The sequence below is a fragment of the Nocardioides sp. WJ219 genome (assembly GCF_058559815.1).
In genome coordinates, this window is the sequence record NZ_JBZUJV010000002.1 from 203,594 (window position 1) to 217,244 (window position 13,651).

The 13,651-nt window shown below is 72.8% G+C and carries 10 protein-coding genes; 4 read left to right on the plus strand and 6 right to left on the minus strand.

Going from position 1 to position 13,651, the window contains the following annotated elements; genetic code table 11:
- Positions 1-12 precede the first annotated feature (12 nt).
- The 4 genes from AC4MBH_RS05055 to AC4MBH_RS05070 all read right to left on the minus strand — a co-directional run bounded on the left by AC4MBH_RS05055 (position 13) and on the right by AC4MBH_RS05070 (position 5,169).
- Positions 13-642, minus strand: a complete 630-nt coding sequence (locus tag AC4MBH_RS05055; protein ID WP_491793255.1) for a LysE family translocator — start codon at positions 640-642, stop codon at positions 13-15.
- Positions 643-721: 79 nt separating this feature from the next.
- The gene (locus AC4MBH_RS05060; RefSeq protein WP_491793256.1) at positions 722-1,627 is read right to left on the minus strand and encodes a hypothetical protein; all 906 of its coding nucleotides are present in this window, start codon (positions 1,625-1,627) and stop codon (positions 722-724) included.
- Complete coding sequence (locus AC4MBH_RS05065; protein ID WP_491793257.1) at positions 1,624-2,148, minus strand: SigE family RNA polymerase sigma factor; 525 nt, start codon at positions 2,146-2,148, stop codon at positions 1,624-1,626. Before AC4MBH_RS05065 ends, AC4MBH_RS05060 begins: the two co-directional genes overlap by 4 nt.
- A 297-nt stretch (positions 2,149-2,445) precedes the next feature.
- On the minus strand, positions 2,446-5,169 hold the full coding sequence (locus tag AC4MBH_RS05070; RefSeq protein WP_491793258.1) for a bifunctional acetate--CoA ligase family protein/GNAT family N-acetyltransferase: 2,724 nt from the start codon (positions 5,167-5,169) through the stop codon (positions 2,446-2,448).
- A 351-nt stretch (positions 5,170-5,520) separates the two neighbouring features.
- Here AC4MBH_RS05070 and AC4MBH_RS05075 point away from each other — a divergent pair, with 351 nt between their 5' ends.
- The 4 genes from AC4MBH_RS05075 to AC4MBH_RS05090 are packed head-to-tail and all read left to right on the plus strand — an operon-like array spanning position 5,521 to position 11,080.
- Positions 5,521-8,025 (plus strand): DNA gyrase/topoisomerase IV subunit A, encoded by a 2,505-nt coding sequence (locus tag AC4MBH_RS05075; RefSeq protein ID WP_491793259.1) that lies wholly within the window; start codon positions 5,521-5,523, stop codon positions 8,023-8,025.
- A 5-nt stretch (positions 8,026-8,030) separates the two neighbouring features.
- Complete coding sequence (locus tag AC4MBH_RS05080; RefSeq protein WP_491793260.1) at positions 8,031-8,768, plus strand: LppX_LprAFG lipoprotein; 738 nt, start codon at positions 8,031-8,033, stop codon at positions 8,766-8,768.
- A 7-nt stretch (positions 8,769-8,775) separates the two neighbouring features.
- The gene (locus tag AC4MBH_RS05085) at positions 8,776-10,569 is read left to right on the plus strand and encodes an MFS transporter (protein ID WP_491793261.1); all 1,794 of its coding nucleotides are present in this window, start codon (positions 8,776-8,778) and stop codon (positions 10,567-10,569) included.
- A 16-nt stretch (positions 10,570-10,585) separates the two neighbouring features.
- Positions 10,586-11,080 carry a beta-class carbonic anhydrase gene (locus AC4MBH_RS05090; RefSeq protein ID WP_491793262.1) on the plus strand — a complete coding sequence of 165 codons (495 nt, stop codon included), beginning with the start codon at positions 10,586-10,588 and terminating at the stop codon, positions 11,078-11,080.
- Between the two features lie 7 nt (positions 11,081-11,087).
- Here the strand turns inward: AC4MBH_RS05090 and AC4MBH_RS05095 are convergent, their stop codons facing one another.
- The gene (locus AC4MBH_RS05095; protein ID WP_491793263.1) at positions 11,088-11,255 is read right to left on the minus strand and encodes a hypothetical protein; all 168 of its coding nucleotides are present in this window, start codon (positions 11,253-11,255) and stop codon (positions 11,088-11,090) included.
- A 102-nt stretch (positions 11,256-11,357) separates the two neighbouring features.
- Positions 11,358-13,421, minus strand: a complete 2,064-nt coding sequence (locus tag AC4MBH_RS05100; protein ID WP_491794120.1) for a DNA gyrase/topoisomerase IV subunit B — start codon at positions 13,419-13,421, stop codon at positions 11,358-11,360.
- Between the last annotated feature and the right edge of the window lie 230 nt (positions 13,422-13,651).

Sequence of the window (13,651 nt, forward strand, 5' to 3'; positions counted from 1 at the left end):
GCGCCCAGTCTGTCACTGCTGGGTGGCCATGCCCGCGCCCAGGGCGACCATCATGGTGCCGCCGGCCACGCTCAGCCCGTCGAGCCGTTCGGGACGCCGCGCGAACCACCGCCGGGCCGAGCCGGCCGCCAGCGCCCACAGGCTGTCGGACGCCGCGCAGAGGGCGCCGAAGACCAGGCCCAGCACCGCCAGCTGCGGCGCGGCCGGCGACCCGGACGCCACGAACTGTGGCAGGAACGCCACGAAGAACACGATCGTCTTGGGGTTGGTCACGCCGACCACGAACCCGGTCACGACGGCCTGCCGGGTGCGCTCCGGCCGGGCTTCGCCGCTCAGCAGCGCCTCGCGCGCGTCGGAGCGGTGGCGGATCGCCTGCACGCCGAGGTAGACGACGTAGCCGGCGCCCACCACCTTGAGCACCGTGTACGCCGTCGCGCTGGCCGCGACCACGGCGCCGAGCCCGAGCGCGACCATCAGCACCTGAACGGTGATCCCGACGGCGTTGCCGACCACCGACAGCAGCGCGTCGCGACGCCCCACCGTCAGCGCCCGCCCGAGGGTGAACAGCAGGCTCGGCCCCGGCACCTGGATGAACAGGATCGAGGCGACGAGGAACGCGATCCACTGGCTCGAGCTGGGCACCGCAGCAGTATCCACGGCCGCCGGCCCCCGTGTCCTGGGGTTTCGGCCGCGTCCCTCAGCCGGTCCCGCAGCCGGTCCCTCAGCTGGTCCAGACGGGGTCGCTGACGATCGCGCGGACCTGGTCCGTGGTGAGCCCGGCCGGGTCGTCGAGACCGAGCTCCACGTGCCCGCCGCCGGGCACGGCGAGCGTGGCGTTGACGTAGGTCTCGTCGGTGGGGACCGACTCCCCGTCCACGACGTCCTGCATGACCTGCTCGGTGACGACGCCGACGAGCACGCCGTCCTCGGACCGGACCTCCTCGCAGGACCGCACCAGCACCTCGCCGTCGGCCCCCTGGACACGTCCGTCGAGCTGGTCGCAGGGCTGCACCGCCAGGGAGGGCTCGTTGGCTCCCCCGCCGCAGGGCCCGAGCCGGCTCGACTCCTCGAGGGTCCGCCACAGGCCCAGGACCCCCGGGGGCGGCAGCAGTCGGAGACTGACGCTGCCGACGCCGTCGGCGGTGACGAGGCTGCCGTCCCACTGGGTCGGCCAGTCACTGGTCGGCTTGCCGAGTCGGGTGCCCTCCGGCAGGAGGGCGGACAGCTCGGCCTCGATCTGCGCCGAGGACTTGCTCCACCACCCGGTCTCCGGGTCACACGTCTCGATCGCGGGCGCGCCGGGGTCGGGGGGCGCGGTGGTGGGGCTCGGGGACGTCGGGCTCGAGGACGTCGGGCTCGTGGACGTCGGGTCGGCGGCCACCGGGGGGCCGGCGGGGTCCTGACCCCGTCCTGACCCGTCGGTGGCGAACGTCGGCACGGTGAGCACCAGGGCCGTGGCCGCGGCGACGCCACCGGCGGCGTAGGTGAGCCGGCGCCGGGTGCGCTGCCGACGTCCGCGCGCGATCGCGCCGGGGACGACGTCGGGCGCCCGCAGGCCGCCGACGGCGCGCTCCATGCGCTCGGTGAGGTGGTGGTCGTGCCCGTCGAGGGGCTCGTGGTCGTTCATGAGGTGCTCCTGGGGAGGTCGAGGTCGTCGGCGAGCAGGTCCCGCAGCCGGCGCAGGGCGCGGCTGGTGCGGTTCTTGACCGCCGACTCGGTGAGGTGCAGGTCTGCGGCCGTGGTCGTGACGCTGAGGTCGTGCCAGTAGCGCAGCACGACGACGGCCCGGTCCAGCGGCGCGAGCTCGGCCAGCGCCGCCATCAGCGTGAGCCGGTCGGCGAGGTCCGCCGGCGGCGTTCCGCCGGCGGCGTGCTGCTCGGGCAGCTCCCCCACCGACAGCTCGCTGCTGCGGCGCAGCCGCCGTTCGGAGAGGAACGCGTTGATCAGGATGCGGTGGGAGTAGGCCACCGGGTCGTCGGTGGTGCGGAGCCGGCGCCAACCGGCGAACATCTTGGCCAGCGTGGTCTGCAGCAGGTCCTCGGCGGCATGGGGTGAGGTGGTCAGCAGGTAGGCGCTCCGGTAGAGCCGATCGGACTGCTGGGCCACGAACTCGGTGAACTCAGCGTCGTCTCGCCTGCTCCCTGGCACGGGGCCTCCTCTCGATGGGTGCGGGTGGGTACGCCGAGAAGACGCCCCGACCACCCCATCCGGTCTCACCCGACCTCGTGGAGATCATCCCGTGGCGGAGGGGTCGGGCCGTCGCGCGGAGCGCGACACGTCTCGTGGCGGGGCCCGGTTCCTGGCACCGGCACGGGAACGGGGCGTGATCGGAGGCCACCGACGACGCCGTGCACACCGCGAGGTCGGCAGGAACTGCAAGGGGCCGTCGGCGGCGGCACCACGCCCCGGGCCCGTGCCGGGGGCAGGTGGGCCGCGTCCGCAGAACTATTCAGGCACAGTATCGCCGGGCGGCTCGGACATCCTTCGCACGAACAGGTCCGACCGGGGCTCGGAGACCGGCGCGACGCGGGCCGAGGCGGTGAGCACGTTGGCGCCGTCGACGCCGGCGTGCACGAGCGAGAGCTCCAGGGAGCTGAGCCGCGGCAGGTCGTTCTGCATCTGGGCGACCCGGCTGATCAGCCGTTCGATCGCGCCGACGTCGACCGGCTCGGCACCGCGGTAGCCGAACAGCAGCGGGGAGCTCTTGACCTCCCGCACCATCGTGGCGACGTCGCGCGCCCCCAGCGGCGGGATCCGGTAGGAGCGGTCGGCGAGGAGGTCGATGATCGGCCCGGAGATCCCGAAGGAGACGACGGGCCCGAACAGCGGGTCCTCCAGGCTCCGGATCGCGATGGGGACGCCCGGCGTGGAGTTCTTCTGCACCACGAACCCGGCGCTCGCGGGGTCGCGCACGACCTGGGTGAGCGTCTCCCAGGCGTTGCGCATCTCGGCGGTCGAGTCGATGTTGCGCCACACGTGGGCCAGGTCGGGGCGCTCGCGCATCCCGTCGGCGGTGGCCTTGAGCACGACGTCCCAGCCGAGGGTCTTCCCGGCCGCCTGGGCCTGCCGCAGCGTGGTGACCGGCATCGAGTCCCACAGCAGGATGCCGTACGCCGCCAGCAGCGCGGTCACCTCGGCGCGGTCCAGGTCGCCGCCGTCGGGGTGGCGCCGGAGCACACCGTCGAGGACCCGCTCGGCGGTGGCGCTGTCCACCTCGTCGGGGTCGGGGGCCGCGCCGTCGGGGGTGCGCAGCCACACGGCGTACGCGACGACGCTGGCGAGCGCCCGGACGGCTGCCTCGACCGCCGGGTAGGACGGCACCGAGCCGCGGCCGGCGGAGGCGCCGGCGACGTCGGGCACCCGCAGCAGCTCGGGCACACCCTCGGCGCCGAGGAAGGAGGAGACCAGCGGCTTGTCGGACTGCTCCCCCACGGCGGCGAGCACGTTGGCGACGTCCTCGCCGGAGACGTTGAGCGGGGGGATGTAGACCGCGATGACCGAGTCGACCTCCGGGTCGTCGATGACGTCGTCGAGGGCGTCCTCGAAGTCCTCGGCCGACGGTTCGGCGTTGAGGGTCACCGACCGGGTCACCAGCAGACCGACGGCCGCCGCGGCGTCGGCGGCGAGCAGGCCGAGCGCGTCGGAGTTGCCGACGACCGCGACCCGGCGACCGCGCGGCAGCGGCTGGTGCGCCAGCAGCTGGGCGACGTCGAACATCTCCTCGAGCGTGTCGACCTGGATGATCCCGGCCTGCTTGAACATCGCGTCGAGCGCCTCGGGCGGCGCGGCGATCCGGCGTACGGCGTGGCCCATCGGCACGCCCTGGGTGGTGCGACCGGAGCGGACGGCGATGATCGGCTTGCGCATCGAGACACGGCGGGCGATGCGGGAGAACTTGCGCGGGTTGCCGATCGACTCGAGGTAGAGCAGCACGACCTCGGTGGCGTCGTCCTCCTCCCAGTACTGCAGGAGGTCGTTGCCGGAGACGTCGGCGCGGTTGCCGGCGCTGACGAAGGTGGTCAGGCCGAGGCCGCGGTTCTGCACCTTCTCCAGGATCGCGGAGCCGAGGGCCCCGGACTGGCAGAAGAACCCGGCACGGCCGCGGGGCGGCATCACCGGCGACAGGGAGGCGTTGACCGAGACGGCGGGGTCGGTGTTGATGACGCCGAGGCAGTTGGGGCCGATCAGCCGCAGCCCGTAGGACCGGGAGAGGCCGACGAGGTGGCGCTGGCGCTGCCGGCCCTCCTCCCCGGTCTCGGCGAAGCCGCTGGAGATGACGATCATCCCGTGCACGCCCTTGGCGGCGCAGTCGAGCACCACGTCGGTCACCGACTCGGCCGGTACCGCGACGATGGCGACGTCGACCTCGTCGGGGATGTCGCCGACGGTCTTGAACGCCGGCAGCCCGGAGACCGCCGCGGCGCTCGGGTTGACGGCGTACACCCGGCCGGTGAAGTCGCCGGTGACCAGGTTGCGCACGAGCGCCTGCCCGATCGTGTCCTGGCGGCGGCTGGCGCCGATGATCGCGATGGAGCGCGGGTTGAAGAACCGCTCGATCGAGGCGGCCTCGGCGCGGTGCTCGCGGCTGCGCATCACACCGATCGAGGTCTCGGTGAGGTCGATCGGGAACTCGAGGGTGAGGACGCCGTCCTCGTAGCCGCTCACCACCCGGTAGCCGGCGTCGCGGAAGGTGTGGATCATCCGGTTGTTGTCGGGGAGCACCTCGGCGGTGAACCGGCCGATCCCCCGCTCCCGGGCGGCCTGGGCGAGGTGCTCGAGCAGCAGCTGGGCGATGCCGCGGCCATGGTGCTGGTCCTCGACCAGGAACGCGACCTCGGCCTCCCCGTCGCCGACGACGTCGTAGCGGCCCACTGCGATCATCTGGCCCTGCAGGATCATCACCAGCGCCACCCGCCGGTCGTGGTCGACCCGGGTGAACCGGGCCACGTCGCGGTCGGACAGCGTCGGCATCGGCGAGAAGAACCGGTAGTACTTCGAGCGGTCGCTGACCCGGCCGTAGAACTCGACCAGCAGGTCGGCGTCGTCGGCACGGATCGGCCGGATGTGGGCCGTGCGGCCGTCGCGGAGCAGGACGTCGGCCTCCCAGTGCCGCGGCGCTGCCGGGGCCTGGTCGACGACTGCCGCGTCGAGGTGGGGTTCCGCGGTCACCACGTCAGGCTACCGGGGTCGCGGGGCGCCGGGGCCGGGTCGGGTGGGTTGGGGTCTGGTCCCACGGGTCACACCAGCACCTGGTGTCACGTGGTGGTGTGGTCGCCGGGATTTCCCCGGTGAACCGGGTACTCCCCGCGCCAGGGAGGTCACACCAGTCACTCGCAACCCACCGGCCCCACCTACCGGGCAAAACCTGAACTTCCCAGGCAATACATTGCCCGGGAAGCTCAGAGGTCCCCGGTCCACCGGTGAGATCTCGCCCCCAGCCCCACCCGCCCCCACCGGCCCAGCACCCCCCGTCGGCGCGCCCCGGCGGGCGTCGTCGGTGCCGCCCGCGACAATGGCCCCATGGCTCGACGTACGACGAAGCAGGACCTCCCCGACGACTTCGAGGAGCACATCCTCGACATCGACGTCGGGGAGGAGATGCGCAACTCGTTCCTGGAGTACGCCTACTCCGTCATCTACTCCCGTGCGCTGCCGGATGCCCGGGACGGGCTGAAGCCGGTCCAGCGCCGGATCTTCTACACGATGAACGAGATGGGCCTGCGTCCCGACCGCGGCCACGTCAAGAGCGCCCGCGTCGTCGGTGAGGTGATGGGTCGGCTGCACCCGCACGGCGACGGCGCGATCTACGACGCCCTGGTGCGCACGGCGCAGCCGTGGTCGATGCGCCTGCCGATGGTCGACGGGCACGGCAACTTCGGTTCGCCCGACGCCGGACCGGCGGCGATGCGCTACACCGAGTGCCGGATGGCGCAGGCGGCCGTGGCGATGACGGCCGACATCGACGAGGACACCGTCGACTTCAAGGGCAACTACGACGGCCGCGAGCAGGAGCCGACCGTGCTGCCCGCCGCGATCCCCAACCTGCTGGTCAACGGCACCACCGGCATCGCGGTCGGCATGGCCACCAACTGCGCGCCGCACAACCTGGTCGAGGTCGTCCAGGCGCTCAAGCACCTGATCAAGCAGCCGGGGGCGACCATCGACGACCTGATGCGGTTCGTGCCCGGCCCCGACCTGCCCACCGGCGGCAAGATCGTCGGCCTCGAGGGCATCCGCGACGCCTACGAGACCGGCCGCGGCACCTTCAAGATGCGCGCCTCGGCCCGCATCGAGACCATCGGGCGCCGCAAGGGCATCGTGGTCACCGAGCTGCCCTACGGCGTCGGCATCGAGAAGGTCGTCGAGCGGATCAAGACGCTGGTGCAGGGCAAGAAGCTGCAGGGCATCGCCGACGTCAAGGACCTCTCCGACATGGAGAAGCCCACCCACCTGGTCATCGAGGTCAAGAACGGCTTCGTCCCCGAGGCGCTGCTCGAGCAGCTCTACCGGCTCACCCCGCTCGAGGACTCCTTCGGCATCAACAACGTCGCCCTCGTCGACGGCCAGCCGCGCACCCTCGGGCTCAAGCAGCTGCTCGAGGTCTTCCTCGGCCACCGCTACGACGTCGTGCGTCGGCGTACGACGTTCCGCCGGCTCCGCGCCGCCGAGCGCCTCCACCTCGTCGAGGGCCTGCTGATCGCCATCCTCGACATCGACGAGGTGATCCAGCTGATCCGCGCCAGCGAGACCGCGGAGGAGGCCCGGGGCCGCCTGATGGACGTCTTCGACCTCACCGAGACCCAGGCCGACTACATCCTGGAGATGCGCCTGCGCCGCCTCACTCGGTTCTCCACGATCGAGCTCGACAAGGAGAAGGCCGAGCTCCAGCGCACGATCGACGAGCTCGACGCGATCCTCGGCGACGAGGCACTGCTGCGCAAGGTCGTCTCCGACGAGCTCGGCGAGGTCGCCAAGACCTACGGCACCCCGCGCCGCACCGTGCTCCTGGAGTCGGCCGGTACGACGGTCACCGCCGCCGCGGTCGCGCTCGAGGTGGCCGACGACCCGTGCTTCGTGCTGATGTCCTCCAGCGGCCTGCTCGCCCGCACGTCCAACGCCGACCCCGTCAGCACCGGCGAGGGCCGGAGCAACCACGACGTCGTGGTCTCGGCGGTCGCGACCACGGCCCGCGGCGACGTCGGCGTCCTGACCTCCGCCGGGCGCCTGGTGCGGCTCGCGGTGCTCGACCTGCCGGCGATCCCCCCGAGCGCCAACGACCCGCACCTGCAGGGCGGCCTGCCGCTCAGCGAGGTCCTCTCCCTCGGCGCCGGCGAGCGCGCGCTCGCGCTGTGCTCGCTGGCGAGCGACGGCCCGGGCCTGGCGCTGGGCACCCGCGACGGCGTGGTCAAGCGGGTCAACCCCGAGGTGCTGGCCCGCGACGAGTGGGAGGTGATCGGGCTCCGCGACGGCGACCAGGTCGTCGGCGCCGTCGAGCTCACCACCGGCGAGGAGACGCTGTGCTTCATCAGCGACGTCGCCCAGCTGCTGCACTTCCCGGCGTCCCTGGTGCGGCCCCAGGGCCGCGCGGGCGGCGGGATGGCCGGGATCAAGCTCGGCGCCGACGAGAAGGTGGTGTGGTTCGGGGCCGTCGACCCGGCCGCTCCCGACGGGTCGGTGGTGGTGACCGCCTCCGGCGCGTCGTCCGCGCTGCCCGGCACCGAACCCGGCACGGTCAAGGTGACGCCGTTCACCGAGTACCCCGCCAAGGGCCGCGCCACCGGCGGCGTCCGCTGCCACCGGTTCCTCAAGGGCGAGGACACCCTGGTGCTCGCCTGGGTCGGCACCGCCCCGCCGCGGGCCGCCGCGGCGAGCGGCGCGGCGGTCGAGCTGCCGCCGGCCGACGGCCGACGCGACGGCTCCGGCACCCCCGGCAGCCAGCCGATCGCCGCGGTCGCCGGACCCCTCGCGGCCCGGTTGGCCGCCCCGGCGTCCGCCGGTCCCGCTGGGGATCCTGTGACAGGCTGAGCGCCATGATCTCCCTGCCCCGCAAGGTCGCGGCGGCGTCGCTCGCCGTCGCCCTCGCGCTCGGTTCCGCCGCCTGCAGCGGCGACGACGCCGACCCCTCCCAGAACTCCGACGCCGACGCCGACGGCGACGGCGAGGCCACCCCCGAGGAGGTCATGGGCTTCGCCAAGACCCGGCTCGACGAGACCTCCGGGGTCCGGCTCGAGCTCTCCACCGACCAGTCCCCCGACGTCGACCCCTTCCTCCAGAGCGCCTCGGGCGTCATCACCCGCGCCCCGGCCTTCCAGGGCGAGGCCACCGGCACGATCCGGGGCCAGTCCGCGACGGTGCAGGTGGTCTCGGTCGACGACACCTTCTACGCCGAGCTGCCGGTCGTCGGCTGGCAGGACCTCGACCCCGACTCCCTCTGCGCGCCCGACCCGGCGCAGCTGCTCGACGCCGACAAGGGCGTGTCCACCGTGCTCACCTCGGCCGAGGGACTCGAGGCCGGCGAGGCCGGGCGCGCGGTCTCCGACAACGAGGTCACCGGAACCCCCTACACCGGCACCGTGCCGGGCACGGCGGTCAAGAACCTCCTGCCCTGCGCCCCCGGTGAGACCTTCGAGGCGACCTTCCTCGTCGACGGCGAGGGCGAGCTGCGCGAGGCGCAGATGACCGGTGAGTTCTTCGACGGCGTCGACGACCTGACCTACACGATCTTCATCGGTGAGTACGACGTCGAGCAGGACATCACGGCCCCGTGAGCGTGCCGTGAGCGCGGCGTCCGGGCCGGCGCCGTCGGGGACGCCGGCGCTCGACCCCCGGTCCCGGACCCTGCTGGTCTTCTGCGCCGTCGCGGTCGCCTTCGCCGCCGCCGACACCTACGTCGTGGTGCTGGCGCTGCCCGACATGATGGCCTCGGTCGACGTCAGCGTGGAGCAGCTGCAGCGAGCGGCCCCGATCGTCTCCGGCTTCCTGCTGGGCTACGTCGCGATGCTGCCGCTGATCGGCCGGATCGCCGACCTGCGCGGCCCGGTGCCGGTCCTGACGGCCTCGCTGGTCGCGTTCGCCGTCGGCTCGGCGGTCACCGCGGCCTCCTACGACCTGACGAGCATGGTGGTCGGCCGCTTCCTCCAGGGCGTCGGCGGCGGCGGCCTGGTGCCCGCGACGATGGCGCTGGTGGCCGCGCTCTACCCGGTCGAGCGCCGCGGCCTCCCCCTCGGCATGGTCTCGGCCGTCCAGGAGCTCGGCAGCGTCGTCGGGCCGCTGTTCGGGGCGGCCGTGCTGGCGTTCACGTCGTGGCGCGGGATCTTCGCGATCAACCTCGCCGGCGGCCTGGCCCTGTGGGCGGTGGTGCGGCTCCTGCGCCGCGACGACGCCGGCGACCGGCCGACCGCCGAGCCGCCCGCCGAGCCGCCCGCCGAGCCGCCCGCAGTGCGGCGGGGTCGGTTCGACTACCTCGGGGCCCTGGCCCTGGCCGTGGCGGTGGTGGCGGCGTACCTGATGATCGTGCCGCCCAACGCGCTCTACACCGACCTCACCTACGGCGAGCTGTTCATCCCCGTCGTCGACGACGGCGGACGCTGGCTGCAGCCGGTCGGCCTGGTCTCCGTCGGTGCGTTCGCGGTCTTCTGCGCGCGGTGCGTCCTCGCCCGGCGGCCGCTGTTCGACGTGCGCTCGTGGGGGCGCAGCCTCGCCGAGGCCGACCTGGCAGGCGCGACCTACCTCGCGGTCGCGCTCGGCGGCGTCGTGCTGGCCTTCGCCACCGCCGACCCGGAGGTCTCGGTGCTCTCCGACCAGGGCCCGTGGTTCCTCCTCGGCTCCGCCGTCGCGCTGGTGGCGCTGGTGCTCCACCTGCGGCGCACCGACGACGACGCCGCGCTCGTGCCCCGCGGCACCCTCGGCGCGCGCCCCGCGTGGGGGTCCCTGGTGGTCAGCCTGCTGGTCGGCTGGGCGCTGATCGCGGCGCTGGTCGACATCCCGCTGTTCGCGCGCACCGCGGAGAAGTCCTACTCCCAGCTCGACGCCGCGCTGGTCCTGCTGCGGTTCCTGGTCGCCCTGCCGATCGGGGCCGTGGTCGGCGGGTTCCTGGTGCGGCACCTGCCGGCGGGGGTCATCACCGCCACGGGGATGCTCGCCGCGGCAGCGTCGTTCTGGTGGATGTCGCAGTGGAGCCTCGACTCCCTCGACGCGTTCTCCAGCAACGTGCCGCTCGTCCTCGGCGGCGCCGGCTTCGGCCTGGCCCTGGCCCCCGTCAACGCCGCGATGCTGGCGACCACCCGCGACGACGCCCACGGCGTCGCCAGCGCGCTGGTGGTGGTCGCGCGCATGGTCGGCATGCTGGTCGGCATCTCGGTGCTCACGACGTACGGGTTGGCGAAGCTCTACGACGCCCGCCGCGACAACCCCGACCTCGGGCTCGTCGAGCTCGGCATCCTGCAGGAGCAGGCCGTCTTCGAGGGCGCCGCCGTGGTGGCGCTGGTGGCCGCGGTCCTGGCAGTCCTGCTGTTCCGGGGCGCCCCGACGCGCAGTGTCGAGACCGGCGAGGTGCTACGGGTCGGCTGACCGCTATGTTTCCGCCGTGTCCGACTTCGACGACTTGGTCTCCGCCAATCGGGTCTATGCCGAACGCTTCGCCTCCACGGGCCTCGACGGGGTCGCCGCCGCCGGCGTCGCCGTCGTGACGTGCATGGACTCACGCATCGAGCCCCTCGGGATGCTCGGCCTGAGTCCGGGCGACGCCAAGATCCTCCGCAACCCGGGCGGGCGGGTCGACCACGCCACCCTCGAGGCGCTGGTCATCGCCGTCCACCTCCTCGGCGTCCGGCGGATCCTCGTGGTGCCGCACACCCGCTGCGCCATGGCCTCCAACACCGCCGAGGAGCTGCGCGCGCGGATCGAGGAGGCAGCCGGCGACAGCGCCGGCGACCTCGAGATCCGCGCGGTGCGCGACCAGCTGGAGTCGCTCGCCGACGACGTGCAGAAGGTGCGCACCCACCGGCTGGTGCCCGAGGCGGTCAGCGTCGGCGGGTTCGTCTACGACGTCGACACCGGGCTGCTGCGCCAGGAGTTCTAGGCGTGTCCTAGGCGGTCACGGCCGGCGGCGCGGAGCGCCGCGCCGGGTCGTCGGGGTCGTCGGTGGTCTGCAGCAGCCACCGGTCGTGCGCGAGCCCCTCGGTGACCGCACGCAGCAGGCGGCGTCCGAGCCCACGCCCGCGCGCCTGGGCCCGGACGACGTGGCGCTCCCCCACCCGGGCCCGGCAGGCCGGCTCGTCGGGGCTGGTCGCCGACGACCGCGTCGTACGCCGGCCACACGTCGCCGGGGTCGGTCGACCCGACCTCGACGCGCTCGCTCACGCGTCGAGGGCCTCGACGTCGACCTCGTAGGCGCCCTGCACGATGAACTCCTTGCGCGGCGCCACGTCCGAGCCCATCAGCAGCTCGAAGACCTGCGCGGCGACGTCGGCGTCGTCGACGGTGAGCTTGCGCAGGGTGCGGCGGCGGGGGTCCATGGTGGTCTCGGCCAGCTGGTCGGCGTCCATCTCGCCGAGGCCCTTGTAGCGCTGCACGGGGTCCTTCCAGCGGATGTTCTTCTTCTTCAGCTCCGCGAGCCGGCGCTGCAGCTCGTCGTCGGAGTAGGTGTAGACGTACTTCTCCTGGCCCTTGCGCGGGTTGGAGATCTCGATGCGGTGCAGCGGCGGGACGGCGGTGAAGACGCGCCCGGAGGTGATCAGGTCGGGCATGTACTTGAAGAACAGCGTGGCCAGCAGGCACCGGATGTGGGCGCCGTCGGAGTCGGCGTCGGCCATGAAGATGATCCGGCCGTAGCGCGTCGCGTCGAGGTCGAAGGTGCGCCCGGAGCCGGCGCCGACGACCTGGATGATCGAGGCGCACTCGGCGTTCTTGAGCATGTCGCCGACCGAGGCCTTCTGGACGTTGAGGATCTTGCCGCGGATGGGCAGCAGGGCCTGGTACTCGGAGTTGCGCGCCAGCTTGGCGGTGCCGAGCGCGGAGTCGCCCTCGACGATGAACAGCTCGGTGCGCTCGTTGTCGGCGGCGCGGCAGTCGGCCAGCTTGGACGGCAGCGAGGACGACTCGAGCGCGTTCTTGCGGCGCTGGGTCTCCTTGTGCTGCCGGGCCGCGATGCGGGTCCTGGCGGCGCCGTAGACCTTGTCCATGAGCGGGCGGGACTGCCGCTTGTCGGCCGCCTTGGACGAGCCGAGGAAGTCGCTGAACGCCTTGGCGACGATCTTGCGCACCTCGGACCGGACGGCGGGCGTGCCGAGGATCTCCTTGGTCTGCCCCTCGAACTGCGGCTCGGCCTGGCGGACCGTCACCACGGCCGTCATCCCCTCGAGGATGTCGCTCTTCTCGACGGCGGCGTCGTTGACCTTGAGCACCTTGGCGGCCCGCATCGCGTCGTTGAACGGCCCGACCAGCGCCGCCTCGAACCCCGAGACGTGGGTGCCCCCCTTGGGCGTCGCGATCACGTTGACGAACGAGCGCAGCTCGGTGTCGTAGCCGGTGCCCCAGCGCACCGCGATGTCGACGCCGAGGTCGCGGTCGACGTCCTGCGGGGTCATGTGCCCATGGTCGTCGAGCATCGGCACGGTCTCGGTGAAGGACCCCGAGCCCTGGATGCGCAGCACCTCGGTGACCGGCTCGTCCTTGGCGAGGAACTCGCAGAACTCCGCGATGCCCCCGTCGTGGCGGAACTTCTCCTCGGTGGGTGTCTCCCCGCGCAGGTCGCGGATGACCAGCTCGAGGCCGGGCACGATGAACGACGTCTGCCGGGCGCGCCCGACGAGGCCCTCGATCTCGAAGCGGGCGTCCTGGGTGAAGATGCGACGGTCGGGCCAGAACCGGATGCGGGTGCCGGAGCTGCCCTTGGCGACGCGCTTGCCCTTGCGGGTCATCCCGCTCTGCTCGGTGAACGACGCGTCGGGGCCGTCGCCGTCGAAGACCCCGGCCGCCCCGTGCCGGAAGCTGATGCCCTGCACCGACGGCGACCGGGCGACGTCGATGTCCATCCGCGACGCCAGGGCGTTGACGACCGACAGGCCGACGCCGTGCAGGCCGCCGGTGGCGACGTACGAGCCCCCGCCGAACTTGCCGCCGGCGTGCAGCTTGGTCGCGACCACCTCGACGCCGGGCAGCCCGGTCTTGGGCTCCTTGTCGGTCGGGATGCCGCGTCCGTCGTCGTGCACCTCGGCGGAGCCGTCGGGGTGCAACGTCACCTCCACCCGGTGGGCGGCACCGGCCAGCGCCTCGTCGACGCCGTTGTCGATGATCTCCCACAGGCAGTGCATGAGGCCGCGGGTGTCGGTCGACCCGATGTACATGCCGGGACGCTTGCGCACCGCCTCGAGGCCCTCGAGGACCAGGAGGTGCGCTGCGTTGTAGGTGTTGTCGGCGATCGTGCACTCCCAGCCTGCGTCGGGGTGTGGTGCCGCGACGGACGTCGGGGCATGCTCGAATCTACTAGCGACACGCCGGACCCCGGTGCTCCCACGCCCCCGCCGCAACAGTCACGATGAGGACACGATCAGCGTCGGTCCCAGCGTTTCCGGGTCACACGGGGTACCGCGAGGTCAGACTGGAGCACAGCACCTCCCTGCACCACCTGAGTGACCACAACTGAACAGCC

Bases quoted from the DNA above. Each gene is read 5' to 3' on its own strand.
- AC4MBH_RS05060 (WP_491793256.1), bottom strand. From the start codon at position 1,627: ATGAACGACCACGAGCCCCTCGACGGGCACGACCACCACCTCACCGAG.
- AC4MBH_RS05075 (WP_491793259.1), top strand. From the start codon at position 5,521: ATGGCTCGACGTACGACGAAGCAGGACCTCCCCGACGACTTCGAGGAG.
- AC4MBH_RS05080 (WP_491793260.1), top strand. From the start codon at position 8,031: ATGATCTCCCTGCCCCGCAAGGTCGCGGCGGCGTCGCTCGCCGTCGCC.